This window comes from Pseudomonas sp. 10S4 (genome assembly GCF_034344865.1).
Taxonomy (GTDB): domain Bacteria; phylum Pseudomonadota; class Gammaproteobacteria; order Pseudomonadales; family Pseudomonadaceae; genus Aquipseudomonas.
The window spans coordinates 6050792-6076839 of sequence record NZ_CP133774.1 but is presented as its reverse complement, the minus strand read 5'-3'; the positions used below and the strand labels follow the sequence as shown (position 1 = coordinate 6076839).

Here is a 26048-nt window from a genome sequence, read left to right as displayed (position 1 = left end):
CGAGCTTGCTCGCGATGAGGCCAGCCCAGCCACCGCGAAATTCGGAGAATCGCAATGACCAACACCCCAATGTCCCCCAGCGAATTCGAAGCCGCCCTGCGCGCCAAAGGCGCCTATTACCACATCCATCACCCCTTCCACCAAGCCATGTACGCCGGCCGTGCCAGCCGCGAGCAGATTCAAGGCTGGGTCGCCAATCGCTTCTACTACCAGGTCAACATCCCGCTCAAGGACGCCGCGATCCTCGCCAACTGCCCGGACCGCGACGTGCGTCGGGAGTGGCTGCAACGGATTCTCGACCACGACGGCGTGCCCGGCAGCGAAGGCGGGATCGAAGCCTGGCTGCGGCTGGGCGAAGCCGTGGGGCTGGACCGCGAACAAATCCTCTCTCAAGAGTTGGTGCTCCCGGGCGTACGGTTTGCCGTGGACGCCTACGTCAATTTCGCCCGTCGCGCCTGCTGGCAGGAAGCAGCCAGCAGTTCCCTGACCGAACTGTTTGCCCCGCAGATCCACCAATCCCGACTCGACGCCTGGCCGACCCATTACCCATGGATCGACGCTGGCGGCTACGATTATTTCCGCACCCGGCTGAGCCAGGCGCGGCGCGATGTCGAGCACGGTTTGCGCATCACCCTGGCCCATTACGTCACCGTCGACGGTCAGCAACGGATGCTGGAAATCCTCCAATTCAAGCTCGACGTACTGTGGAGCATGCTCGATGCGATGAGCATGGCCTACGAACTGGAACGGCCGCCGTATCACACCGTCACCACCGAAAACGTCTGGCACCGGGGGATTGCCCTGTGAGCCTGATTCATCAGCCGCCCGGCCCGCCGCTGTGGCTGTTGGCGGAGCTGACCTATCGCTGCCCGCTGCAATGTCCGTATTGCTCCAATCCGCTGGACTTTGCCCAGCAAGGTGAGGAACTGAGCACCGAAGAATGGATTCGCGTATTCCGCGAGGCTCGGGACATGGGCGCCGCGCAACTGGGGTTTTCCGGTGGCGAACCTTTGGTGCGCCAGGACCTGGCCGAGCTGATCAAAGCCGCGCGGGACATGGGCTACTACACCAACCTGATCACCTCCGGCATTGGCCTGACCGAGCAGAAGGTCCGTGACTTCAAGATCGCCGGGCTCGACCATATTCAGATCAGCTTTCAGGCTGCCGATGAAGCGGTGAACAACATGCTCGCCGGCTCACGCAAGGCCTTCGCCCAGAAACTCGCCATGGCTCGCGCCGTGAAAGCCCAGGGCTACCCGATGGTGCTGAACTTCGTCACTCACCGGCACAACATCGACCGCATCGACCGCATCATCGACTTATGCCTGGAACTGGAGGCGGATTTTGTCGAACTGGCCACCTGTCAGTTCTATGGTTGGGCCGAACTCAACCGCGTCGGTCTGTTGCCGACCCGCGAGCAATTGCAGCGCGCTGAGCGCGTTACCAATGAATACCGCGAACGGCTTGAGGCTCAGGGCCACCCGTGCAAGTTGATTTTCGTCACCCCGGACTACTACGAAGAGCGCCCGAAAACCTGCATGAACGGCTGGGCCAACCTGTTTCTCGACATCACCCCGGACGGCACCGCGTTGCCGTGCCACAGCGCCCGGCAGTTACCGGTGCAGTTTCCCAACGTGCGCGAGCACAGCATCGAACACATCTGGACCGATTCTTTCGGTTTCAACCGCTTTCGCGGCGACGACTGGATGAAGGAACCGTGCCGCTCCTGCGATGAAAAACACAAAGACCTCGGTGGCTGTCGCTGCCAGGCATTCATGCTCACCGGCGATGCCGAAAATGCCGACCCGGTGTGCAGCAAGTCGCCGCACCACGGGGTGATCCTCCAGGCCCGCGAAGAAGCCGACGCGCCGGGGCAGGGGATGGAACACCTGACGCTGCGCAATGAGAAGGCTTCGCGGCTGATCTATCGCGGATGAACCAGGCACCACAAATCCCCCTGTGGGAGCGGGCTCGCTCGCGAAAGCGGTGTTTCAGGCAACATGGATATCGACTGACACGACGCCTTCGCGAGCAAGCCCGCTCCCACAGGGGATTTGCGGTGAGTTCAAGGTCTGCCTGCTACCCATTGGTCTGATTGCATTCGCAGCCGGATGCTTTAGTGTGGGTTCTACCTTCCAAAACAATAAAAACAGGCTTTCCAATGAGCCAGAGTCTCAGTCAACTGCGTAAATTCGTTTCGCCTGAAATCATTTTTGGTGCCGGTTGCCGGCACAACGTCGGCAACTACGCCAAGGACCTTCGGCGCCCGCAAGGTGCTGGTGGTCAGCGATCCAGGGGTGATTGCCGCCGGTTGGGTCGCCGATGTCGAGGCCAGCCTGCAAGCCCAGGGCATCGATTATTTTTTATATAGCGATGTCTCGCCCAACCCGCGGGTCGAAGAAGTCATGCTCGGCGCCGAGTTGTACAAGGAAAACCACTGCGATGTGATCGTCGCTATCGGTGGCGGCAGCCCGATGGACTGCGGCAAAGGCATCGGCATTGTCGTGGCCCACGGGCGCAGCATCCTTGAGTTCGAGGGTGTGGACACCATTCGCGTGCCCAGCCCGCCGCTAATCTTGATCCCGACCACAGCCGGCACCTCGGCGGACGTCTCGCAATTCGTGATCATTTCCAACCAGCAAGAACGCATGAAGTTCTCCATCGTCAGCAAGGCCGCGGTGCCGGACGTGTCGCTGATCGACCCGGAAACCACCCTGAGCATGGACCCGTTCCTGTCGGCCTGTACCGGCATCGACGCGTTGGTGCATGCCATCGAAGCCTTCGTTTCTACCGGCCACGGCCCGCTGACCGACCCTCACGCCCTCGAAGCGATGCGCCTGATCAACGGTAACCTGGTGCAAATGATCGCCAACCCGACGGACATTGCCCTGCGCGAGAAAATCATGCTCGGCAGCATGCAGGCCGGCTTGGCGTTTTCCAACGCGATTCTTGGCGCCGTACATGCAATGTCCCACAGCCTCGGTGGCTTTCTCGACTTGCCCCACGGCTTGTGCAACGCGGTGCTGGTGGAACATGTGGTGGCGTTCAACTACAGCTCGGCACCGGAGCGTTTCAAGGTGATCGCCGAGACCTTCGGCATCGATTGCCGGGGCTTGAATCATCGGCAGATTTGCGGGCGCCTGGTGGAGCATTTGATCGCGTTGAAACATGCGATCGGCTTCCACGAGACCCTCGGCCTGCATGGGGTCAGCATGGCGGACATTCCGTTCCTGTCGCAACACGCCATGCATGACCCGTGCATCCTGACCAACCCGCGCGAATCCAGTCAGCGTGATGTCGAGGTCGTCTATGGCGAAGCCCTCTGACGAACAGCAACGGGCGCTGGCGGGGTTACTGGGATTAGGCAGCCACTCGGCGCGCAAGAGTCATTACCCGGAACTCGCCGCGCGGCTGGATGAACTGGAGGCCGAGCGCAATCGCTACAAATGGCTGTTCGAAAACGCCGTCCACGGGATCTTCCAGGCCAGCCTGCTGGAAGGCATGCGCGCCGCCAACCCGGCGCTGGCGCGGATGCTCGGCTACGACGATCCACAAGAGGTGCTGTTCTCCCTGGCCGATCTGGCCAGCAACCTGTTTATCGGCGGTGCCAAAGAGCTGGCCAGCATCGGCGAAATCCTCAAGACCGAACGCAGCCTGCACGGCTATGAAACCCAATTGCGACGCAAGGACGGCAGCAGCCTCGACGTGCTGATGAACCTGTTGCTCAAACCTGATCAGGAAGGGCTGGTGGAAGGTTTTGTCGCTGACATCACCGAACGCAAACTCGCCCAGCAACGTCTGCAACAACTCAACGATGAGCTTGAACAACGAGTCACCGCCCGCACCGACGAGTTGCTGGAAGCCAACCGCAACCTGCAACAGCAAATCACCCAGCGTAAACAGATCGCCCAGGCTTTGCGCGATGCCCGGGACGCCGCCGAGGCCGCCAATCGCAGCAAGGACAAATACCTCGCCGCCGCCAGCCATGACCTGCTGCAACCGCTCAACGCCGCGCGGCTGCTGATCTCGACCTTGCGCGAGCGTCAGTTGCCCGACGTCGAACAGGTGTTGGTGGAACGCACTCACCAGGCCCTGGAAGGGGCCGAGGATTTGCTCACCGATTTGCTGGATATTTCCCGGCTTGATCAAGCCGCGGTGAAACCGGACGTCGCGCTTTACCGCCTCGACGAATTGCTCGCGCCGCTGGTGTCCGAGTTCCAGTCCGTGGCCGAGGCGGCGGGGTTAAACCTGCGGGTGCACATGGGTGATTTCGCGATCAACACCGACCTGCGTCTGATGACGCGGATTTTGCGCAACTTCCTCAGCAACGCCTGCCGTTACACCGACGAGGGCTGCATCTTGCTCGGGGCTCGCCGTCGGGGTGAAATGCTGCGACTGGAAGTCTGGGACACCGGGCGTGGGATTGCGGCGGATCGGCTCGACTCGATTTTCCTCGAGTTCAACCAACTGGACGTCGGCCGTGCTGCCGACCGCAAAGGCGTCGGTCTGGGGCTGGCCATTGTCGAGCGCATCGCGAAGATTCTCGGCTACCGGATTCAGGTGCGTTCTTGGCCCGGACGCGGCTCGGTGTTCAGCATCGACGTGCCAATCTCCCATGAGGTGCCTTTACCGATCAGTCTGGCCGCACCGCAGCCGAGCACCGGCAATCCATTGCCGGGCAGACGCTTACTGGTACTGGACAATGAAATCAGCATTCTGGAAAGCATGAGCGCGTTGCTCGGGCAATGGGGCTGCGACGTGGTCATCGCCACGGATGAGCTCTCTGCGCTAGCGGCGTTGCAGGGGCGCGCGCCGGAACTGATTCTGGCGGATTATCACCTCGATCACGGGGTGGTGGGCTGCGACGTGGTGCGGCATTTGCGCGAGCATTTCGATCAGGTGATTCCGGCGGTGATCATCACCGCCGATCGCACCGACCAGTGCCGCCGCTCCTTGCAGCAGCTCGACGCGCCGCTGCTGAATAAACCGGTAAAACCCGGCAAGTTGCGCGCGGTGTTGAGTCAGTTGCTGGGGTAGCTGAACTCGCGGTATTGCAGGCTGAAACCGAGTTCGGTTGACTCACCTTGTTCCAGCAACACCAACCCTGGTCGACCAGGCAAGTGATGTGCGTTGACCGGATGACTCACCGGTTCGATACAGAAAAATCCCAGGTCCACTGGGCAATACAGCAGGTAGTAATCGCTGCCGGTGGCTTGGCATTCCAGCTCATAACCCAGATCCGGTTGCTGGATCAGGCAATGGCCATCCCATTCGCAGAAACCGTTGTCCACCAGCGTTCCGGGTAAGGCCTTGGGCTGCTGGAAATCCCATTCGGCGGGTAACGGGATGAGTTGGGTTGGCAGTTTCGATTCGTTGCACAACCAGACGCGCTTGGCTCTTGCCTGTAGCCGGGTGCTGGCGGTGCGTGGAAAGTAAGGGTGCAACCCGAGACCATGCCACGCGGCGCTTTCGGCCAAATGGCTGACGGTTAATTCGATGCTCAGCTTGCCTTCACTCAACTGGAAACGTTGCCGGGCGCGATAGGCGAATGGCGTGGCGCTGTCGAGTTGCAGGACGGCTTCATCGCGGGTGTGGGAGATGATTTGCCACGACTGCTGCCAGGCGCTGCCGTGGATCGGCAAGGGATCGGTGAGGCTGTTGGGCGTCAGGGCCAGCCACCCGTCCGGGCAGTCGAAACCACCTTCGGCGATGCGGTTGGACCAGGGGGCCAATGGGTAACAGCCGAGTTTGCCGGGCAGGCCGGTGTTGAGTGCATGGCTGTCGTTGTGGCGTAGCAGTGGTTGGCCAGTGCTGCGTACCGTCCAGTTGACAATGCTCGCGCCGAGCTCGGGGGCGAGGGTAAGGCGGGTGAGGTTATCTTCGAGTTCGAGAATCGTCGGTGTCATGAAGGTTCCAGGGCTCAATGAATCGGTTTTTGTGGCGAGGGAGCTTGCTCCCGTTCGACTGCGCAGCAGTCGTCAATCCAGGCAACTCGATCTGCCTGAAGGGAATGCAGGGGGCCGCTCGCGACCCAACGGGGCAAGCCCCTCGCCACAAAAAGCAACTCGCCACAGGTATTCAGTCGCCTTTGAACATCGGTTCGGGCAAACCTTTCACGCCGGGGTCAAGCGCAAACACCCCGCCAGCCAATGACTGTTCATCATGGTCGTCACCGGGGCGGATTGAAGTCACGAACAGTGTGTCCAGTCGATTGCCACCAAAGGCACACATCGTCGGTTTTTTCACCGGCACGGCGAGGGAACGATCCAGTCGACCATCGGGCGTAAAGCGGTGAATCAACCCGGCGTCGTTGGCGCAGATCCAGTAGCAGCCTTCGGCATCGACCGCCGCGCCGTCGGGACGACCAGCGTACTGATTCATGTCGACAAACAGCCGACGATTGCTCGGCGTGCCGCTGTCGATGTCGTAGTCAAAGGCCCAGATTTGCTGGGCCAAAGGGTGGGAGTCCGACAGGTACATCGTCCGGCCGTCCGGGCTGAAACCCAGGCCGTTGGGGACGATGAAGCCAGAGATCCTTGGTTCGAGCGGTCCGCGCTGGCCGGTGGAGTAGCGATAGAGCGTGCCATCCGCCGCGTTGGCGCCCATGTTCAGCACCATGCTGCCAGCCCAGAAACGGCCCTGACGATCGCAGCGACCATCGTTCAGGCGCATGTCCGGACGGGCGTGATCGACGTGGGCCAGCAGTTCGCTGTCGAGGCTGCCATCGCTGTGCGGGAGCAGATGAAAGAACCCGCTTTCCATCCCGGCAACCCAGCCGCCGTCGCTGTGCCGCGCAATGCAGGCGAGCATCTCGGGTGCGGTCCAGGCATGGACGTGGCCGGTGTCGGCACTCCAGCGCTGCAAGCCGCCGGTGGGAATATCGACCCAGTACAGGGCGTTTTCTTCGGCGACCCATACCGGGCTTTCACCAACGGCGTTACGGGCATCGACAATCAATTCGGCTTGCATGGCGAATCATTCCTTTGGACGTTGGCTCAGTCGCCGAACGGGCCGGAGGCGACAAACGCGCCACCCTGGTAAACCATCGCCGGGTCATCAGCGGCCGGCATCGGTTGGGCTTCGACTTTTTCGCGGAACCCTTCGGAGCTGTCCTGCGGCGCATATCCCAGGCCGGTGGCAAAGCGGTTGTCCCACCAGACGTTCTTGTTATCGGACACGCCGTACACGATGGTGTGGCCGACGTTCGGGGCGTACAGAGCACGTTCGATCAGTTGAGTCAGGTCACCGAAGCTCAGCCATGTGCTCATCATCCGGCGGTTTTGCGGTTCCGCGAACGAGGAGCCGATACGGATGCTGACGGTCTCGATGCCATAGCGATCGAAGTAGAAACTGGCCATGTCTTCGCCATAGGACTTGGACAAACCATAGTAGCTGTCCGGGCGGCGAGGGGAGTGGGCGTCGATCACCTCATCTTGCTTGTAGAAACCGATGACGTGGTTGGAGCTGGCGAAAATGACTCGCTTCACGCCATGGCGGCGCGCCGCTTCGTAGATGTGGAAGACGCCGCAGATGTTGGCGCCGAGAATCTCCTCGAACGCGTGCTCTGTCGATACACCGCCAAAGTGCAGGATCGCGTCCACGCCTTCGACCAGTTGATGCACGGAGTGTTTGTCGGCGAGGTCGCAAGGCACGACTTCTTCGCGGTCATCGATGGCCGGGGTGATGTCGGCAATGTCCGACAGGCGAATCACGTTGGCATAGGGCCGCAGGCTCTCGCGTAGAACTTTACCGAGGCCACCGGCGGCACCGGTCAGCAGCAGACGATTGAAAGGGGCTGTAGGTGTGGTGGTCATGGAAGTCCCTGGTACGTAGTTATTGTTGTTGAGTTTGTTGTAGGTTGTCGTATGACTTGGTCGAAGTATCGTTAGCCTGTCCGGTTGTTGTCAACGAGCCATCGGTTGAAATTGACGGAGGGTCATCTGTCTACCCATGTGCACATGAACACACTGAACCTGTCGCGAGGGAGCTTGCTGTGGCAAGGGACTTGCCCCCGTTGGGTCGCGAAGCGGCCCCAGTACCCAGCCAGACAAATCGAATAGCCTTCTTTTGCGACTGCTTCGCAGCCGAACGGGGGCGAGCCCCCTCACCACAGTGTTTATGCCAGGCATGAAAAAATGAGACGTACGCCTTACAACAACGAAATCGGATAGCTGATGAAGATCCGGTTCTCATCAAATTCGTTGGTGCTGAAGTCCTTGCGAATGCTCGAGTTGCGCCATTTGACGTTGAGGTTTTTCAGTGTGCCGCTCTGCACGGTATAGGCCAGTTCCGATTCGCGGCCCCATTCCTTACCGTCGGTGATTGCTCCGGTGTGCACGTTATCGCCGCTGATGTAGCGGTTCATCATGGTCAGGCCGGGAATGCCGAGGGCGACGAAATTGTAGTCGTGGCGCACTTGCCAGGAGCGTTCCTGAGCGTTGTCGTAGCTGTTGTTGTAACTGTCGTTGGCCAGGGTTCCGCCGCTGGTGCCGTTGACGCGCATCCAGACGCTGTCGCCGGTGAGTTTTTGTAGGCCGACATAGAACGTGCTGCCGCCGTACCGGGCCGAGAGCAGGGCGAAGGTGGTTTTGTTATCCAGTTCGCCGGCCAGCGCACTGCCGTCTTCCTTACCGGTGAAGTACCCGAGGTTGGCGCCCAGCGTCCAGTCGCCGATTGGCTGGCTGTGACTCAGGTTGAAAAATTCCTGCTGATAAATGTCGCTGAGTTGCGAGTACCAGACGCCGACCATCGTGCGTTTGTCGTTGAAGGTGTATTCACCGCCACCGAAGTTGAAGCGATCCGAAGTGAACGCCGCTTTGCCGTTCATCGACATGTCGCTCATGCTCGAATCGTTGCGTGGGCTGTTGGCGCGGAACTGGCCGCCGTAGAGCTTCAGGCCTTCGATCTCGCTGGAAGTGACCTGGCCACCGCGGAAGGTTTGCGGCAGGGAACGGCCATCGTCCGAGCGCAGGATCGGCAGCACCGGCATCCATTCGCCGACCTTCATTTCAGTCTTCGACACCTTGGCTTTGAGCGCCACGCCCAAGCGCCCGAAATTGTCCGCCGGGCGGCCATCGTGATCCAGCGGCAGCAATTGCGTACCGCCGGTGCCTTTACCACCGTCGAGTTTTTCCGAGAACAGACCCAGTACATCCAGGCCGAAGCCGACGGTGCCTTGGGTGAAGCCGGATTTGGCGTCGAGGATAAAGCTTTGCGTCCACTCTTCAGCCTTGCCCTGGGGGTAGGCCGGGTTGGTGAAGTTACGATTGAAGTAGGCGTTGCGCAGGTTCAGCGAGGCCGTGGCGTCATCGACGAAACCTTCAGCATGGCTGGTCATGGGCAAGGCCAGGGCCAGGCTGCCGCAACCGATCAGGCTCAAGGTGTGGCGGCGTACGAAGGTCGGGCGAGGGGTGCAGACGGAGGAATGACGGACGAGCTTGCTCACAGTGACGCTCCCTTGTTGCTTTGTTGTTTTTATTTTTTGTTATACGTCGTCGTACAACATTGGCGGCGATTATTTGCGAGGGTTTGAGGGAATGTCAATCACAAGTTGTACGATGACATGCGTGTGCCAAAATAGCCCTGTAGGAGCGAGGCTTGCCCGCGAAGGCGATCTAACATTCAACATTGATGGTGGCTGACGGTCCGTCTTCGCGGGCAAGTCGGAACGCCGCCCGCTCGCTCCTACAGGGTTCGTGTTTTGCCGGTCGTTTTCCGGCAAACTGCAGGCATCCCCAGAACAAGGCCATTGAATGGATCACTACGCCCCGCGCAATTGGCAGCCCCACGAGCGGCCCAGTTTGCCCGGTTCCCCTTCGACGCCCGAGCACTCCAATCCCAAGCGGCTGGCGTATGCGCTGGTGGGTTTGCTGGTGGCGTTGACCGGTGGCCTCGGCAATTCGCTGGTGATTGCCAACCTGCCTTACCTGCAAGGCGCACTCGGCGCGACCACCGCCGAGATGGCGTGGCTGCCGGCGGCCTACGTGATGACCAACGTCTCGATGAACCTGTTGCTGGTGAAGTTCCGCCAGCAGTTCGGCTTGCGGGCGTTCACCGAAGTCTTCCTGGTGCTCTACGCCCTGGTGACCTTCGGCCATTTGTTCGTCAACGACCTGAGTTCGGCGATTGCCGTGCGGGCGGCCCACGGCATGGTCGGTGCGGCGCTGAGTTCGCTCGGCCTGTATTACATGATCCAGGCCTTCCCGGCGAAATGGCGGATGAAGGCGTTGGTGCTGGGCCTCGGCACTTCGCAACTGGCATTACCGCTGGCGCGATTATTCTCTGAAGACTTGATGCAAATCGCCGAATGGCGCGGCTTATACCTGTTCGAACTGGGCATGGCGCTTCTGACGTTGGGCTGTGTTTTCTTGCTCAAATTGCCACCGGGCGATCGCTTCAAAACCTTCGAAAAACTTGATTTCCTGACCTTCGCCATCCTCGCCACAGGTGTGGCGTTGCTCTGTGCGGTGTTGTCGCTGGGACGCATCGACTGGTGGCTGGAAGCGCCATGGATCGGCGTGGCCTCGGCGGCGTCTATCGTGCTGATCCTCGCCGGCCTTGCCATCGAACATAACCGCAGCAACCCGATGCTGATGACCCGTTGGCTCGGTAGTGGCGTGATGATTCGGCTGGCCCTGGCGGTGATCCTGATTCGCATGGTGCTGTCGGAGCAGTCCACCGGCGCGGTCGGGTTTATGCAGGCGCTGAACATGAGCAGTCAGCAGTTGCACAGCCTCTACGTGGTGATGTTGCTCGGCAGCATCGCCGGCCTGGCGACCAGTGCCCTGACCATCGACCCCAAACACCTGTTCATGCCGCTGATCGTATCCCTGGCGCTGATGGCGGTCGGCTCGGTGATGGACAGTTATTCGAACAACCTGACTCGCCCGGAAAACATGTACTTCAGCCAGTTTCTACTGGCCTTCGGCGGCACGTTTTTCCTCGGCCCGACCATGGTTCTCGGCACGCGTAACGTGCTGACCAACCCGCGTAACCTGGTGAGTTTTTCGGTGTTATTCGGGATCTGCCAGAACCTCGGCGGCCTGATCGGCGCGGCGCTACTGGGCACGTTCCAGATCGTTCGCGAGAAATTCCATTCCAGCAATATCGTTGAAAACCTGACCTTGCTTGATCCGCGTGTCGCGGCTCGAGTGCAGAGCGGCGGCAACGCGGTGGGTTCGGTGATCGCCGACCCGAGCCTGCGCAATCTTCAGGGCATTCGCAGCCTGGCCACGGCGGCAACTCGCGAGGCCAATGTGCTGGCCTATAACGATGTATTCATGCTGATCGCGGTGATTGCCGTGCTGACCATGATCTGGATTTCCATTCGCGCCCTGTGGCTGATGAGCACTACTCAAGCCGTCGCCCCAGCGCCTGCCACTCCTTCCGTCCCATCCAGCGGTGCCACTTCTTCATGACCGAACCGACCACTACGACCACCAACGCCATCGCCGCCACGCCTGAAGGTGTTGCGCCACCGTCCTCGCCGGCCACTGAGCCGCGCTCGTTGCGGGTGCGGATCGTCTCGTCCATGGGCTTCGCGGCGATTGCCATCGTCGGTGTGCTGATCGTGTTGTACGCCTGGCAACTGCCGCCCTTCGGCAGCGCGGTGGAAACCACCGAAAACGCTTTGGTCCGCGGCCAGGTGACAATCATCGGCCCGCAGCTCAGTGGCTATGTGTACGAAGTGCCGGTGACGGATTTCCAGTTTGTGAAGGCCGGCGACCTGCTGGTGCGCCTCGATGACCGGATCTACAAGCAACACCTCGATCAATCCCTGGCACAACTGGCGGTGCAGAAAGCCGCGCTGGCCAATGTGGTGCAGCAACGCAACAGCGCCGAAGCAACCATCAAGTTGCGGCAGGCCGCCATTGCCGACAGTCAGGCACAGTCGCGCAAGAGCGAGGCCGATCTGCGGCGTAACCAAGAACTGGTGAATGACGGCTCGGTGTCCAAACGTGAGCTGGACGTAGCCCTCGCCGCCAACGCCCAGACCATTGCGTCGGTGGCCCAAGCCCAGGCCAACCTGGAAATCGCCCGGCAGGACCTGCAAACGGTGATCGTCAATCGCGGTTCGCTGGAAGCGGCGGTGGCCAGCGCGGAAGCGGCGGTGCAACTGGCGCGGATCGACCTGTCCAACACTCGGGTGCTGGCCCCGCGTGACGGTCAGCTCGGACAGATCGGTGTGCGCTTGGGCGCCTACGTCAACTCCGGTGCGCAGTTGATGGCGCTGGTGCCGAACCAGTTGTGGGTGATTGCCAACATGAAGGAAACCCAGATGGACGACGTGCGAGTCGGCCAACCGGTGAGCTTCACCGTCGACGCGCTCGACCATCGTAAATTCAAGGGGCGGGTGCAGCGGATTTCACCGGCCACCGGTTCCGAGTTCAGCCTGTTGCAGGCGGACAACGCCACCGGCAACTTCGTCAAAATCGCCCAGCGAGTGCCGGTGCGGGTGACGGTGGATGCGGATCAGGAACAGATTGAACGGTTACGGCCGGGGATGTCGGTGGTGGTGAGCATTGATACCGCGGCAGAAGGCGATAGCAATAAACCTGACACCACACAAAACTAAATGTGGGAGCGGGCTTGCTCGCGAAGACGGAGGCACATCCAACATCGATGTCGCCTGAGATACTGCCTTCGCGAGCAAGCCCGCTCCCACATTGGGTATGTGTTTCAACCCACAATCATCGGCGGCATGGTGCCCAGCAGCGAAACCGCCGCCACCGCGCCCATCCCCAGCAACCACTCCAGAATTACACTGGTCTTGAGCACGCCAACCCGTTGCTCGCAGTCCTTGATCCGCAACCGATTGAACAACGCCAGCCCCAGCATCACCGCGACCAGCACCACCTTGATCAACAGAATCAAGGCAAACCCGGACAGCAGCGGCGTCGGCCAAAACGCCCCGGTCAGCACTCGCACGTTAATCAAACCGGTGATCACCAACGCTGCGACCAAGCCGTAGCCGATCCCACTGAAACGGCGCAAAACCGCGCTCAATGAGTCGCTGTTCGGGTGCAGCAGAATCATCACCAACAGCATCAGCCCGCCGAGCCAGGCACCGACGCAGGTCAGGTGAATGATTTGATTGAGGATCAGCAACTGGCCGCTGAGACCGTCGAGCATTGCGCCATGACCCACCGGTGCCAGGGTCGCGAGCAACAGGCCGCTGACGATCAACCGCAACGGCACGTTCGTGCGCAGTGGTGTCAGCAGCAACCCCATCAGCACGGCGTTGAGCAGCAGGTGCCAGGTCCAGACCTGGCCAAAAAGGTATTGCGCAGCACCAGGCGCAGGGTCGAGGGATCGAACGCCGCGTCCCAGGCCCCGGCCATGCTGGCGGTGATCAGCAGCAACCAGCTCACGCCGCTGACCAGTGCCACGGCGGTCAGCCCGCGGGTGACGCGCGCCAGTTGCCGATCCAGGTTGTGGGCGTCAGCTTTCAGCAACAGCGGCCTGAACAGCCAGGCCCCGAACAGCATCAGCACCACCACAAAATGCAGGAAGCGGCACAGCACCAGCGCGTCGGTCATGAATTACTGGCCAACCTTGAAGCTGTAGGCGCCTTCGCTTTTGTGGGTGTCGACCGACACCGCGTGCCACTCGACCTTATAAGCACCCGCCGCCAACGGCGCTGCCGGGGTGACGATCAGGGTTTTCTTATCGGCGCCTTCGGTGGCCAGGCTTTTCACCGCAACGTCGGCGCCGTCCTTGCTGAGGCTGACTTTGGTGAAGGTCGCTTCAACACCTTCGGAAAACACCAGGCGCAGTTCAGTCGGCGCGGTCACGGTGCTGTCGGCGGCCGGTGTTTCACTTTTCAAATGGGCGTGGGCGAACACCGATGAAGCGGCGAGCAGCGAGCCGAGCAGGGCGGCGGTGGTCAGGGCTTTTTTCAGCAACATGGTCAATTACCTTCGGGGCAGGGGAATGGGCGTCACTTAAGCATGAACGGTGCGCGCCGGGAAATGTTTACTCCGGTTTTAGCGTCAGGTGAATCACCGGGAACGGTCGACCTTCACCATCGGTTTCCGAGCGGCCGCTCTGTTCAAAACCATAGTGCAGATAGAAGCCGTGGGCCTGGGGATTTTGTTCGTTGACGTCGACGTTCAGGGTCGGGTGCAGGGCGTTGACGTGGTCGAGCAACTGTCGGCCGACGCCCTGACCCCGTTGGGCCGGTTCGATAAAGAGCATTTCGACATTGTTGCCGCCAGTGGCGATGAAGCCTGCGGGCGTGCCGTCCGGGTTTTCACCGACCCACACTGTCAGCGCTGGTAGGTAGGCATCGCGCACCAGCGGATAGAAAAACTGAATATCGTCTTCAGTGAGAAAGTCATGGGTGGCGCGCACCGAGCGTTCCCAAAGGGCGGCGAGGGCGGCATCGTCGGCCGCGACGCGGGGTCGAATGTTCACGGTGGGTGATCCATTGCGGCGAGAAAAGAGCGGCGGATGCTACCGAATCGGTTTTCCCGGGGAAGTGAAAATGGCCTGTCGCCGCGACCCAGAGCGGATGCTAGTCTTGGGCAACGCTGTTGTCAGGGAGCCCTCATGGGCAATCACAAGATCGAGATTCGTCGCAGTAACGTCGAGAAAATTCTGCTGGGGGCGGAGAAGGTTTTCGCCGAAAAAGGCTTCGGCAGCACCGCCATGGCGGACATCGCCGCCGAAGTGCAACTGCCGCGCTCCAATCTGCATTACTACTTCAGCACCAAAAGCGAGTTGTACAGCGCGGTGTTGTTCGACCTGCTGGAAGTCTGGAAGCAGGACGCCTTGTGCTTTGAGATGTTCGACGACCCGCGCGTGGTGCTCAGCAGCTACATCCGCGCCAAGATGAACCATTCCCGCAGCCGGCCGTACGGTTCGAAAGTCTGGGCCAACGAGATTATTCACGGCGCGCCAACGTTGGGTGAGGCGCTGGACGTCAGCCTGTACGACTGGGCCAAGATGAAAGAAGCGAAAATTCGCCAGTGGGTCGAGGACAAACGGATCTTGCCGGTGGAGCCTTCAGCGTTGCTGTACATGATCTGGGCGTCGACCCAGCATTACGCGGACTTTGATCATCAGGTGAATATCCTGAATGATCATCAGGCGTTGTCGGACATGCAGTTCGAGCGGGCGGTGCAGACGGTGACGAGTGTGATATTGCGCGGGATTGGGTTGGAACCCTGAGATTTTCAGCGCAGCCAATGGCCTCTTCGCGAGCAAGCCCGCTCCCACATTTGAAATGCATTCCAAATGTGGGAGCGGGCTTGCTCGCGAAGGCGTCAGATCAGGCGCAGCAGATCCTAAAGGGCAACATGGTAAGGATTCCTCGGATCATGATTCCAATCCAGAAACGGCTTCCCACTGTCCATCGGCACCATCTCAATACAATCCGCCACCGGACAAGTGATCTGGCACAAATTGCACCCCACGCACTCATCATCAATCACTTCATATTTATGCGTCCCATCCGCCTGCTTGAGGCTGGCAATCGCCTGGTGCGACGTATCCTCGCAAGCAATATGGCAACGCCCGCAACCGATACAGGCCTCCTGATCAATCTTCGCAATCACCTGATAGTTGATGTCCAGGTACTTCCAGTCCGTGGTGTTGCCCACCGCGCGCCCGGAAAACTGCGAAATGCTGGTGTAACCCTGACTGTCCATCCAGCGTGATAAGCCGTCCTTCATCTCATCGACAATCCGGAAGCCATGCAGCATCGCCGCCGTGCACACCTGCACCGCGCCGCTGCCCAGGGCGATGAATTCAGCCGCATCGCGCCAACTGCCGATGCCGCCTATGCCGCAAATCGGCAGGCCTTGGGTCTGCGGGTCGCGGGCGATTTCAGCGACCATGTTCAGCGCAATCGGCTTCACCGCCGAACCGCAATAACCGCCGTGGGTGCTTTGATGGCCAACCGTGGGAATCGCGACCATTTGTTCCAGGTTGACGCTGGTGATCGAGTTGATCGTGTTGATCAGCGACACCGCATCGGCGCCGCCACGGTGGGCCGCGCGGGCGGCAACACGGATGTCGGTGATGTTTGGCGTGAGTTTGACGATCACCGGCAGCGAGCAATAGGTCTTGCACCAGCGGGTGACCTGTTCGACGTACTCCGGCACCTGGCCGACCGCCGCACCCATGCCCCGTTCCGGCATGCCGTGAGGGCAGCCGAAGTTCAGTTCGATACCATCGGCGCCGGTGGCTTCCACCAGCGGCAGGATGAACTTCCACGACTCTTCGACGCACGGCACCATCAACGAGACGATCAGCGCGCGGTCCGGCCAGTCCTTTTTGACCTGGGTGATTTCCCGCAGATTGATCTCAAGCGAGCGGTCGGTGATCAGCTCGATGTTATTGATGCCCATGACCTCGCGGTTAGCCCCGAAGTGTGCCGAGTACCGCGATGACACGTTGACCGCCGCCGGGTCTTCACCCAGGGTTTTCCAGACCACACCGCCCCAGCCGGCCTCGAAAGCGCGGACCACGTTGTAGGCTTTATCGGTGGGCGGCGCGGAGGCCAGCCAGAACGGATTGGGGGCTTTGATGCCAGCGAAGACAATCGAGAGATCGGCCATTTACGCAGCCTCCACGTTGAGCATGAGTTGAGCGTTGATGGCTTCTGCGGCCAGTTTTCCGTGTTGCACCGCTTGCACCGTGAGGTCCTGATCGAGGCTGGTGCAGTCGCCACCGGCATACACGCCGGGGATGCTGGTACGCAGGTTTTCATCCACCTGAATGCGTTCGCCCTGACGCTTGAGCTCCCGGGCCAGCGGGTCGGCGAGGGCGCTGCCATCGAAGGCCTGGCCGATGGCTTTGAAGATCGCATCGGCGGCCAGTTCGAAGGTTTGTCCGGTGGTTTGCAAGCGACCTTCGACCATGTGGGTACGGGCGAAACGCATGCCGCGCACGTTGCCCTGATCGTCGAGCAACACTTCTTCCGGTTGTGCCCAGGTCAGCAAGCGCACCTGATTGGCTTTGGCGATGTCTTGTTCATGACCGGTGGCGCCCATGTCCTCGACGCCACGGCGGTACACCAAATTGACGTCATGAGCCCCGAGACGAGCCATTTGCACGGCCATGTCGATGGCGGTGTTACCGGCGCCGAGGACGATGCAATGATCGGCCAAGGGCAGTTGCGTCAGGTCATCGGCCTGGCGCAGTTCGCGGATGTAGTCGGTGGCGGCGACCAGCCCCGGCGCGTCCTCGTGATCGAGCCCGAGTTGTTTGCTGGCGGCCAGGCCGAGGCCGAGGAACACCGCGTCGAATTGCTGGTGCAGTTCGCTCAGGGTCAGGTTCTCGCCGAGTTTCTGACCATGACGGATTTCGATGCCGCCAATTTGCAGCAAGAAATCCAGTTCCTTTTGCGCGTAATCGTCCACCAGTTTGTACTTGGCGATCCCGTATTCATTGAGGCCGCCAGCCTTTTCCTTCGCTTCGAAAATCACCACGTCATGGCCGTGCATGGCACTGCGGTGAGCGCAGGACAAACCGGCCGGGCCGGCGCCGACCACCGCGATGCGCTTGCCGGTAGCGGCAGCGCGCTGGAACGGGTGCTCGCTGAAATTTGCGTTATCGACGGCATAGCGTTGCAACAGGCCGATCAACACCGGCGCGCACTCATGGTCGTTGTTGCGCACGCAGGCTTGCTGGCAGAGGATTTCGGTCGGGCAAACCCGGGCGCAACTGCCGCCGAGGATGTTTGCCGAGAGGATTTTCTGCGCGGCGCCCTGGACGTTTTCCTGATGGATATTGCGGATGAACGACGGAATATCGATCTCGCTCGGGCAGGCGTTCACGCACGGTGCGTCGTAGCAATACAGGCAGCGCGAGGCTTCCAGATGCGCCTGGCGGTCGTTGAGCGGCGGCGCCAGATCGGTGAAATGGCCGGCGAGGGTGGCCGCATTCTCGTAGGGATGCGGGAGGTGGTTCAGGGTCTTGATCACGGTTTAAGGCCTCATGTTTTTTTGAGGTGCTGCCTCTGGTGGGCATTGGGTGTTCATGCATAACCTGTGGCGAGGGAGCTTGCTCCTGTTGGGCGGCGAAGCCGCCCCATATCCAGTCGATTGGATACACCTGACACCCAGGGTCGACTGGTGTTGGTCCTGCTGCGCAGGCCAGCGGGAGCAAGCTCCCTCGCCACAGGGGTCAGCGCTTGACGGCGGTAGGTTTGTGCAACTCAGCCCGCTTACTCAGCAAATCAAACACCGCCGGGTACGCCGGCCGTTCGATGTACCGCCCGGCACCGCGCTCGGCGCGCAGGTCGCCATCGGCCCAGACCACGCGGCCCTGGCTGACGGTATGGCTGGGCACACCTCGCACGGTCTTGCCTTCGAAGATGTTGAAGTCCACCTGCTGATGGTGGGTTTTGGCGGAGATGGTTCGCGTACCTTCCGGGTCCCACAGCACCAGGTCGGCATCGGCGCCAACGCGGATCGCGCCTTTGCGTGGGTAGAGGTTGAAAATCTTCGCGGTGTTGGTGGAGGTCAGCGCGACAAAGTCCTGCATCGACAAGCGACCGGTGTTCACGCCTTCATCCCAGAGCACCGCCATGCGGTCTTCGATACCGGCGGTGCCATTCGGGATCTTGCTGAAGTCGTCACGCCCGGCGGCTTTTTGCTCGGCGCAGAAGCAGCAGTGGTCGGTGGCGGTGGTGTGCAGGTTGCCCGATTGCAAGCCGTGCCAAAGCGCTTCTTGATGGCCGCGGGGGCGGAAGGGCGGGCTCATCACGTAACCGGCGGCGGTCTGCCAGTCCGGGTGTTGGTAGACGCTGTCGTCCAGCAGCAGATGCCCGGCCAATACTTCGCCGTACACCGGTTGACCCTTGCTGCGGGCGTAAGTGATTTCGTCGAGGGCTTCCTTGGTCGAGACATGCACCAAGTACAACGGCGTGCCAATGGTTTCGGCAATGCGGATGGCCCGGCTGGCGGCTTCGCCTTCCACTTGCGATGGTCGCGACAGCGGATGCGCTTCCGGGCCGGTGATGCCCTGGGCCATCAACTTGCGTTGCAGGTGATAGACCAGTTCGCCGTTTTCCGCATGCACGGTCGGCACCGCACCGAGTTCCAGACAACGCTCGAAACTCGCCACCAAGGTGTCGTCGGCGGCCATGATCGCGTTCTTGTACGCCATGAAATGTTTGAAGCTGTTGATGCCGTGATGGCTGACCAGTTCGGCCATTTCCTCGCGGACCTGCTCGCTCCACCAGGTAATCGCCACGTGGAAGCCGTAGTCCGACGCCGACTTCTCGGCCCAGCCGCGCCACTGATGAAACGCTTCCATCAACGACTGCTGCGGATTGGGAATCACGAAGTCGATGATCGACGTCGTGCCACCGGCCAGACCTGCCGCCGTGCCACTGAAGAAATCTTCACTGGCCACCGTGCCCATGAAGGGCAGTTGCATATGCGTGTGGGGGTCGATGCCGCCGGGCATCAGGTATTGGCCGCTGCCGTCGAGTTCTTCGGCACCCGCCGGAACATCCAGATTGTTGCCGATGGCTTTAATCACGCCGTCGGCGCAATAGACGTCGGCGCGATAACTTTCATCATGGGTAATAACGGTGGCGCCACGGATCAACAGAGACATTCCGAGTTCCTCGCAGGCATGACCGACTTATGCCGGTTCTAAATGTTTTATATGAAGCGGCCGCAAACAGGTGTATTCCTGTCATGGCTGTCAGGAATAGAAACTAGCTGGTGTTATTGGAATGAGCAAGAATATTTTTTATAAGCTTATATCGATATTAAGCTATTGATAAATAACAGTTAAATATAAAAATCACCAAAATGGTGAGGCCTCTCACCATTTTGACGCACTTGACAGGATCTGAAAATCGACGAGATTTCCTATGTGAAATCAGCCGTTTGAGGATGGTCTATGGTTGATCCGCAACTTTAAAAAAAGATTCATGCACCAGATTGAGTCCTGACTGTTCGGACAACTTGCCGCCCATTCGGCCTGAGTGGCGTGACAAGTAACCGAAGGCTCAATAGTTGGATAAATAAAACTGATAAACATCAGTTGGTTATAAAGGTTTTATGGCACGGCCCGATGCGCAAGCGGGGCACCCGGCACGTTTATTGATGCCGCCGCTGACACCTTGGCCGGTCCGTAAAAGTTGTCAGTTCCTCCGGCCATCGTCGGCTCGCGCTCCTTGGCGCCAGCCCCTGATGAGCAAAAATAATTCAAAGAACAGTGGAGCGGCCATGCAACAGATCAGATCGCAAGTGACCGAGCGCGACGGCTTGTTTGAGCTCGAAGCCGGCACCGACGTCCTCGACAGTCCCCGTTACAACCACGACATGGCACCGACCAAGGTGCACGAACGAACCTGGAACAAATGGCACATCACCGCGCTGTGGATCGGCATGTCGGTCTGCGTGCCGACCTACACCCTCGGCGGCGTGCTCACGGCGTACTTTGGCTTGAGCGTTGGCGAAGCGCTGCTGGCGATTCTGCTGGCCAACCTGATCGTGCTGATCCCGCTGACCCTCAACGCGTTCGCCGGCACCAAGTACGGCATCCCGTTCCCGGTGTTGCTGCGTTCTTCCTTCGGCATCCTTGGCTCCAACGTGCCGTGCCTGATTCGCGCCTTGGTAGCGTGCGGTTGGTTCGGTATCCAGACGATGTTCGGCGGGTTAGCGATTCACCTGTTTCTGGGCTCGATTTTCGAGGGCTGGAAATCCCTCGGCGGGACCGGGGAAGTCATCGGTTTCATGATCTTCTGGTCGTTGAACCTGTGGGTGGTGCTGCGCGGCGCCGAGTCGATCAAATGGCTGGAAACCCTGTCCGCACCGCTTCTGGTGGCGGTCGGCATTGGCTTGCTGGTGTGGGCGATGCCCAATGTCTCGATGACCGAATTGCTGGCGATTCCACCGAAACGTCCTGAAGGCGCGAGCGTGGTCAGTTACTTCGCCGCCGGGCTGACGGCGATGGTCGGGTTCTGGGCCACGCTGTCCCTGAACATCCCGGACTTCAGTCGCTACGCCAAAAGCCAGAAGGATCAGATCCTCGGGCAGATTTTCGGTCTGCCGCTGACCATGTTCCTGTTCGCCTCCCTCGGCGTGATCATGACTGCCGCGTCGGTGAAACTGGTGGGCGTCACCGTCTCTGACCCGGTCAGCCTGATCGGGCATATCCAGAGCCCGGTGTGGGTTGCGGTAGCCATGGCGCTGATCATCATCGCCACGCTCTCGACCAACACGGCGGCCAACATCGTGTCGCCGACCAACGACTTCCAGAACATCGCGCCGAAGGTGATCAACCGCACTAAAGCAGTGATGCTCACCGGTCTGGTCGGGTTGCTGCTGATGGGGCATGAACTGCTGAAAAAGCTTGGGCTGATCGTTTCGAACGTGAGCCTGGAAACCGTCTATTCCAACTGGTTGCTGGGCTATTCCAGCCTGCTCGGACCGATTGCCGGGATCATGGTGGTGGACTATTTCCTGATCAAGAAACAGCAACTGGACCTGGCCGGGCTCTATCGTGATGACGTCTATCCGGCGTGGAACTGGTTTGGGTTTATCGCGTTTGGCGTGCCGGTGGTGCTGACGTTGCTCTCGCTCGGTAGCAGCGCATTCAGCTGGTTTTACAGCTATGGCTGGTTTACCGGCTCGGCGCTGGGAGGGTTGATTTACTACGGGTTGTGTTCGATGCGGACCAGTCCGTCTGTTGTGAAATCTTCGGTGTAGCGGATGGCCCCTTCGCGAGCAAGCCCGCTCCCACATTTGAAATGCGTTCCCCTGTGGGAGCGGGCTTGCTCGCGAAGGCGGCCTCAAACACCCCCGAAACTTGCCTGAAGAAAACCATAAAAACTGCCTGAGGAGATCCCCATGAACGCTGCCGTAGACGTTCTGCAATCCACCCATCAGCACATCAATCGCGACCGCCTGTGGCAGTCGCTCATGGAACTGGCCAAGCTCGGTGCCACGGTCAAGGGCGGGGTCTGTCGCCTGGCCCTGACCGACCTCGACCGCCAGGCCCGGGACATTTTCGTCAACTGGTGCGAAGAGGCGGGCTGCACCGTCACCATAGACGCCGTCGGCAATATCTTCGCCCGCCGTCCCGGCCGCAATCCAAACCTGCCACCCGTGATGACCGGCAGCCATATCGACACCCAACCCACCGGCGGCAAGTTCGACGGCTGCTTCGGCGTGCTCGCCGGGGTTGAAGTGTTGCGCACCCTCAATGACCTCGGCGTGGAAACCGAAGCGCCGCTGGAAGTGGTGGTCTGGACCAACGAAGAAGGCTCGCGTTTCGCCCCGTGCATGATGGGCTCAGGCGTGTTCGCGGAAAAATTCACCCTCGAAGAAACCCTGGCCAAGGTCGATGCCGACGGCGTCACCGTTGGCGAAGCACTCAACGCCATCGGCTACGCCGGACCACGCAAAGTCAGCGGCCACGCGGTCGGCGCCTATTTCGAAGCGCACATCGAGCAAGGCCCGATCCTCGAAGACGAACACAAAACCATTGGCATCGTCATGGGCGCCCTCGGCCAGAAATGGTTCGACCTGAAACTGCACGGCGTCGAAGCCCACGCCGGCCCGACCCCAATGCACCTGCGCAAGGACGCCCTGGTCGGTGCCGCCGTCATCGTCGGCGCGGTCAATCGCGCCGCCCTCGGCCATCAACCCCACGCCTGCGGCACCGTCGGTTGCCTGCAAGCCTACCCCGGCTCACGCAACGTCATCCCCGGCGAAGTGCGCATGACCCTCGACTTCCGGCACCTGGAGCCGGCGCGCCTGGATTCGATGATCGCCGAAGTTCGCCAAGTCATCGAAACCACCTGCGAGGAACACGGCCTGACCTTCGAACTGACCCCCACCGCCGACTTCCCGCCGCTGTACTTCGACAAGGGCTGCGTCGAAGCCGTCCGCGGCGCCGCCCAAGGGCTGGGCTTGTCGCACATGGAAATCGTCAGCGGAGCAGGGCACGACGCAATTTTTCTCGCCGAACTCGGTCCAGCCGGGATGATCTTCGTGCCATGCGAAGGCGGCATCAGCCACAACGAAATCGAAAACGCCGCACCGGATGATCTGGCGGCGGGGTGTGCGGTGTTGTTGCGGGCGATGTTGGCGGCGTCGGCGGCGATTGCCAGTGGTGAAATGGCGGCTTAGGTACGGCTGCATCAACATTCAAAATGTCATGTTTTTGTCATGAGCCTGTGAGACGTTGCCGCCCCTGAAATGGACGCCAAGGACGCGCAATGTCTCCCATCAAAGTCATCACCTCAGGCTCGGCTTATCTGGACATCGACGCCTATGCTTGCTGCATCGCCTACGCCGAATTGCTGAATCTGCAAGGGATCGAAGCTCGCGCGGTCAGTAGCGCGGCGCCCAATGCCAGCGTTCCAAAAACCGTGCTCGGCTGGCCGGTGTCCCTCGACGATTACCGCCCGGAAGCCGGGGATGAGTTCGTATTGGTGGATGTCTCGGATTACGCCCATTTCGACCCGTTAGTGGTGCTCGATAGGGTCGTGGAAGTGATTGACCATCATCCAGGCTTTGAAGATTACTGGGCGCAGAAGCTCGGGCCCGCAGCGGACATTCGCCGGATTGGTGCCGCCGCGACTCAGGTTTTTGAGCGCTGGGAGGCGTCGGGGTTGTTGCCTCGTATCAGCGAGCAAAGTGCAGCCCTGCTGGCGACTGCGATTCTCGATAACACGATGAACTTTACCGGGCGGCTGGTGACCGAATTGGATGTTCGGGCATATGCGGTGCTGATGCGACTCGCCAATCTGCCAGTGGACTGGCCTGAACGGTATTTTCTCGAATGTCAGGTGGCTATCGAATCTAATCTTTTCGAGTCGTTGGCGGCTGATATGAAACGCTTGAAACCTGAAAGCGATCTGCCTCAAGTGTTTGCGCAGATGACGGTGTGGGATGCCGGGGCGTTGATCCGGCAGCATCGTGCGGCGATCACTCAATGGCTAGCGTTGCAGGGAGATGACTGGCTGCTGAACGTCATCAGCATCAGCGAGGGCAGGAGCTACTTTTTGGTCGAGCCCTTGGTCAGCCAACTGAAACTGAGCGATTTGCTGCAGGTTGAGGGGTTGGATGGGATGGTTGTTCTTGAGCGGTCGATGCTGCGCAAGGAACTGATGGCTCTGAGTGCTGACGGCTGAGATTTTTTGGGTGGATTTGCGATGTCGACTGTCAAACCACTTTCGCGAGCAAGCCCGCTCCCATAGGTTTTGTGGAGGCCTTGAAATGCGATAACTAGCCGCTATAAACCCCGTAATTAGCGATCCAGGAATGTTCCCGAAAAAATCTTCTCTACCGGCCCGGTGAGAAAAACAGATCCCTCGCCATCCCATTGAACCGTTACGCTTCCGCCATCGCATTCAACCTCAACGCTATCATCCAGCAAGCCGCGACGAATCCCGTTAACCGCCGCGCCACAACAGCAGGAACCTGACCCCAACGGAATACCACCCCCACGCTCCCAAATACGCAATCGAATGTGCGCTCGGTTAATGACCTGGACGAAGTGCACGTTGGTCTTGAGGGGGAATAGGGCGTTGCTTTCAATCGTCGGTCCGATGGCCGCTATATCAACGGCTGCCAGATCATCGACAAAGTAGGTGCAGTGCGGATTTCCCATGCTGCAAGCGGTTGGGTCTCCCGTCAGCGGTAGAGCCGCCGTGTCCATTTCTCGGGCCAGGGGAATATCCGACCAGCCGAACAGCGGCGCTCCCATGTTGACGGAAATAGCGCCGGTTGACGTTCGTTCGCAGGTGAGTAGACCACGGTTGGTTCGCAGCGCTATCGACGTCACATTTGCTTCGCGCATCAGCATATCCGCGACGCCCCGCGTTGCGCTGCCGCACGTATCCAGCGCTGAGCCGTCGGCATTCCAGAACGTCACGCGCGCTGCGGCGTTCTCACAGTCGAGTATCACTGCGAGTTGATTGAAACCGATGCCTCGGTGCCGATCACCCATTCGCCGAGCCAGGGTGCTGGTGATCGGAATGGCCGAGTTTCGCGAGTCGACAATGACGAAGTCATCACCGTTGGCGTGCATTTTATGAAAGCTCAGCGGCATAAAGAGGTCCTGACGACGGGGCATTGGGTGTAGGGCGATCTAGCCGCGCTCGCGTGGCTTTTGCAAGGCGTATAAATGCCCCGGTAAGCGCTACCGAAGACTGAAATCTGTTGATCTTTTGGTTGGATTGTCCCGAGTGCTCGGGCCGCAATCATCGAAAAATTTTGTGGCTAAAGATCTTTCCTACACGCGGGATGTGAGGCTACAGCGCCTTGCGCCTTTGCCTACAACTACGCCAGAATCCGCCGGCTTGTGCGCCTTGTGCCTGGTCTTTATTGTTTCCGGGTCGCTGAATATTCAGTGACCGGGTTTAGCGATCCGACTAGTAGGCGCACAAAACGTCCCAAACTGTATTGCATGCTTTATACCTGCAATTACGTTATGGCGGCTGAGCGCAGGAGACCTTCGGGTCTGCCGGATGCCTGCTAACCGGTTCGCTAACCTGCGTTCAGTCGCCACCCTTACTTGTTTAGCGACAGGTCGCGGTGGCTCCACTTAAGTAGGAGTTCCACAATGTTCAAAGCCACACCCAATCCACCAGAATCCGAAACCGAAGACACGTTCACGTACACCACCCTCGATTCAAAAAAACTCAAAGAGGCCGCCGAGCGCGCCCTCAATCACTACCTCAATCCCGCTGTCGTCAAAGACACCCCGCGTAAACCCAGCACGATTTTCACGATCCTCCCCAAGATCGACACCGAGACCTTGCTGGCCAACGCCTGCGAATCCCTGGCCTCGGCGAGCGTCATGGCGAGTGACTTTGCGGCGTTGCTGGAAGGCCCGCAGCGCAACACCATGCTGGCGCTTCAGCAAGTCATCATGCTGAGCGAACTGGCGGTGAATCGAGCGCTGGACAACATCGATCCATCGAAACAGGCGTAATAGACCCCATGTGGGAGCGGGCTTGCTCGCGATGAGGTCAGTACATTCAACATCGCTGTTGGCTGATACACCGCTTTCGCGAGCAAGCCCGCTCCCACAGTTTTTGTGTTGTGTATGAGAGCAAATCTGTGCTG

Annotated in this window: 20 protein-coding genes and 2 pseudogenes; 11 read left to right on the top strand and 11 right to left on the bottom strand. The window is 60.0% G+C overall.

Translation table 11 applies throughout. The annotated features are described in order from the left end of the window. Positions 1 to 54: 54 nt before the first annotated feature. The 4 genes and pseudogenes from pqqC to RHM58_RS28285 all read left to right on the top strand — a co-directional run bounded on the left by pqqC (position 55) and on the right by RHM58_RS28285 (position 5037). Positions 55 to 807, top strand: a complete 753-nt coding sequence (gene pqqC / locus RHM58_RS28300; protein WP_322268827.1) for a pyrroloquinoline-quinone synthase PqqC — start codon at positions 55 to 57, stop codon at positions 805 to 807. Next, entirely contained in the window at positions 804 to 1937 is a 1134-nt protein-coding gene (gene pqqE, locus RHM58_RS28295; RefSeq protein ID WP_322268826.1) for a pyrroloquinoline quinone biosynthesis protein PqqE, read from the top strand. Before pqqC ends, pqqE begins: the two co-directional genes overlap by 4 nt. Before the next feature lie 224 nt (positions 1938 to 2161). After that, positions 2162 to 3326: pseudogene (ercA, locus tag RHM58_RS28290) on the top strand (alcohol dehydrogenase-like regulatory protein ErcA). Beyond that, the gene (locus RHM58_RS28285) at positions 3310 to 5037 is read left to right on the top strand and encodes a NahK/ErcS family hybrid sensor histidine kinase/response regulator (protein ID WP_322268825.1); all 1728 of its coding nucleotides are present in this window, start codon (positions 3310 to 3312) and stop codon (positions 5035 to 5037) included. The pseudogene ercA and the gene RHM58_RS28285 overlap by 17 nt, the downstream one beginning before the upstream one ends. Here the strand turns inward: RHM58_RS28285 and RHM58_RS28280 are convergent. The 4 genes from RHM58_RS28280 to RHM58_RS28265 form a co-directional block, all read right to left on the bottom strand. Further along, complete coding sequence (locus tag RHM58_RS28280) at positions 5022 to 5906, bottom strand: aldose 1-epimerase (protein WP_322268824.1); 885 nt, start codon at positions 5904 to 5906, stop codon at positions 5022 to 5024. The two genes, RHM58_RS28285 and RHM58_RS28280, sit on opposite strands and share 16 nt — an antisense overlap. 172 nt (positions 5907 to 6078) lie before the next feature. Next, on the bottom strand, positions 6079 to 6969 hold the full coding sequence (locus tag RHM58_RS28275) for an SMP-30/gluconolactonase/LRE family protein (RefSeq protein ID WP_322268823.1): 891 nt from the start codon (positions 6967 to 6969) through the stop codon (positions 6079 to 6081). A 26-nt stretch (positions 6970 to 6995) separates the two neighbouring features. Next, positions 6996 to 7814, bottom strand: coding sequence for an NAD-dependent epimerase/dehydratase family protein (locus RHM58_RS28270; protein ID WP_322268822.1), 819 nt, complete (start codon positions 7812 to 7814; stop codon positions 6996 to 6998). Positions 7815 to 8149: 335 nt separating this feature from the next. Then, positions 8150 to 9445 (bottom strand): OprD family porin, encoded by a 1296-nt coding sequence (locus tag RHM58_RS28265; protein WP_322268821.1) that lies wholly within the window; start codon positions 9443 to 9445, stop codon positions 8150 to 8152. Positions 9446 to 9752: 307 nt separating this feature from the next. Between RHM58_RS28265 and RHM58_RS28260 the strand changes: the two genes are divergently transcribed. Beyond that, positions 9753 to 11417, top strand: a complete 1665-nt coding sequence (locus RHM58_RS28260; protein ID WP_201204430.1) for an MFS transporter — start codon at positions 9753 to 9755, stop codon at positions 11415 to 11417. Further along, a complete protein-coding gene (locus RHM58_RS28255; protein WP_322268820.1) occupies positions 11414 to 12574 on the top strand; it encodes an HlyD family secretion protein in 1161 nt (386 codons plus the stop codon). Before RHM58_RS28260 ends, RHM58_RS28255 begins: the two co-directional genes overlap by 4 nt. Positions 12575 to 12678: 104 nt before the next feature. Here RHM58_RS28255 and copD read toward each other — a convergent pair. The 3 genes and pseudogenes from copD to RHM58_RS28240 all read right to left on the bottom strand — a co-directional run bounded on the left by copD (position 12679) and on the right by RHM58_RS28240 (position 14415). Beyond that, positions 12679 to 13538, bottom strand: a pseudogene (gene copD, locus RHM58_RS28250) (copper homeostasis membrane protein CopD). Between the two features lie 3 nt (positions 13539 to 13541). Then, positions 13542 to 13907: a copper homeostasis periplasmic binding protein CopC gene (gene copC, locus RHM58_RS28245; protein ID WP_201254945.1), complete on the bottom strand. Its 366-nt coding sequence runs from the start codon at positions 13905 to 13907 to the stop codon at positions 13542 to 13544. Between the two features lie 67 nt (positions 13908 to 13974). After that, positions 13975 to 14415 (bottom strand): acetyltransferase, encoded by a 441-nt coding sequence (locus RHM58_RS28240; protein ID WP_201254944.1) that lies wholly within the window; start codon positions 14413 to 14415, stop codon positions 13975 to 13977. A gap of 135 nt (positions 14416 to 14550) precedes the next feature. Between RHM58_RS28240 and RHM58_RS28235 the strand changes: the two genes are divergently transcribed. Continuing rightward, positions 14551 to 15171 carry a TetR/AcrR family transcriptional regulator gene (locus RHM58_RS28235; protein WP_201197383.1) on the top strand — a complete coding sequence of 207 codons (621 nt, stop codon included), beginning with the start codon at positions 14551 to 14553 and terminating at the stop codon, positions 15169 to 15171. A 116-nt stretch (positions 15172 to 15287) separates the two neighbouring features. Here RHM58_RS28235 and preA read toward each other — a convergent pair whose 3' ends face one another. The 3 genes from preA to hydA form a co-directional block, all read right to left on the bottom strand. Then, positions 15288 to 16562 (bottom strand): NAD-dependent dihydropyrimidine dehydrogenase subunit PreA, encoded by a 1275-nt coding sequence (gene preA, locus RHM58_RS28230; protein WP_201204422.1) that lies wholly within the window; start codon positions 16560 to 16562, stop codon positions 15288 to 15290. Then, a complete protein-coding gene (locus RHM58_RS28225) occupies positions 16563 to 17930 on the bottom strand; it encodes an NAD(P)-dependent oxidoreductase (RefSeq protein ID WP_201204421.1) in 1368 nt (455 codons plus the stop codon). A 202-nt stretch (positions 17931 to 18132) separates the two neighbouring features. Then, positions 18133 to 19572, bottom strand: a complete 1440-nt coding sequence (gene hydA, locus RHM58_RS28220) for a dihydropyrimidinase (protein ID WP_201204420.1) — start codon at positions 19570 to 19572, stop codon at positions 18133 to 18135. 620 nt (positions 19573 to 20192) lie between these two features. Here hydA and RHM58_RS28215 point away from each other — a divergent pair. The 3 genes from RHM58_RS28215 (at position 20193) to RHM58_RS28205 (ending at position 24109) form a co-directional block, all read left to right on the top strand. Further along, on the top strand, positions 20193 to 21677 hold the full coding sequence (locus tag RHM58_RS28215; protein ID WP_322268819.1) for an NCS1 family nucleobase:cation symporter-1: 1485 nt from the start codon (positions 20193 to 20195) through the stop codon (positions 21675 to 21677). 141 nt (positions 21678 to 21818) lie between these two features. Further along, positions 21819 to 23102 carry a Zn-dependent hydrolase gene (locus tag RHM58_RS28210; protein ID WP_322268818.1) on the top strand — a complete coding sequence of 428 codons (1284 nt, stop codon included), beginning with the start codon at positions 21819 to 21821 and terminating at the stop codon, positions 23100 to 23102. 98 nt (positions 23103 to 23200) lie between these two features. Continuing rightward, positions 23201 to 24109 (top strand): DHH family phosphoesterase, encoded by a 909-nt coding sequence (locus tag RHM58_RS28205; RefSeq protein WP_201254949.1) that lies wholly within the window; start codon positions 23201 to 23203, stop codon positions 24107 to 24109. Positions 24110 to 24225: 116 nt separating this feature from the next. Here the strand turns inward: RHM58_RS28205 and dapF are convergent, their stop codons facing one another. Then, a complete protein-coding gene (dapF, locus tag RHM58_RS28200) occupies positions 24226 to 25029 on the bottom strand; it encodes a diaminopimelate epimerase (RefSeq protein WP_322268817.1) in 804 nt (267 codons plus the stop codon). Positions 25030 to 25542: 513 nt separating this feature from the next. Between dapF and RHM58_RS28195 the strand changes: the two genes are divergently transcribed. Beyond that, positions 25543 to 25914, top strand: coding sequence for a DUF6124 family protein (locus RHM58_RS28195; protein WP_322268816.1), 372 nt, complete (start codon positions 25543 to 25545; stop codon positions 25912 to 25914). The last annotated feature ends 134 nt before the right edge of the window (positions 25915 to 26048 follow it).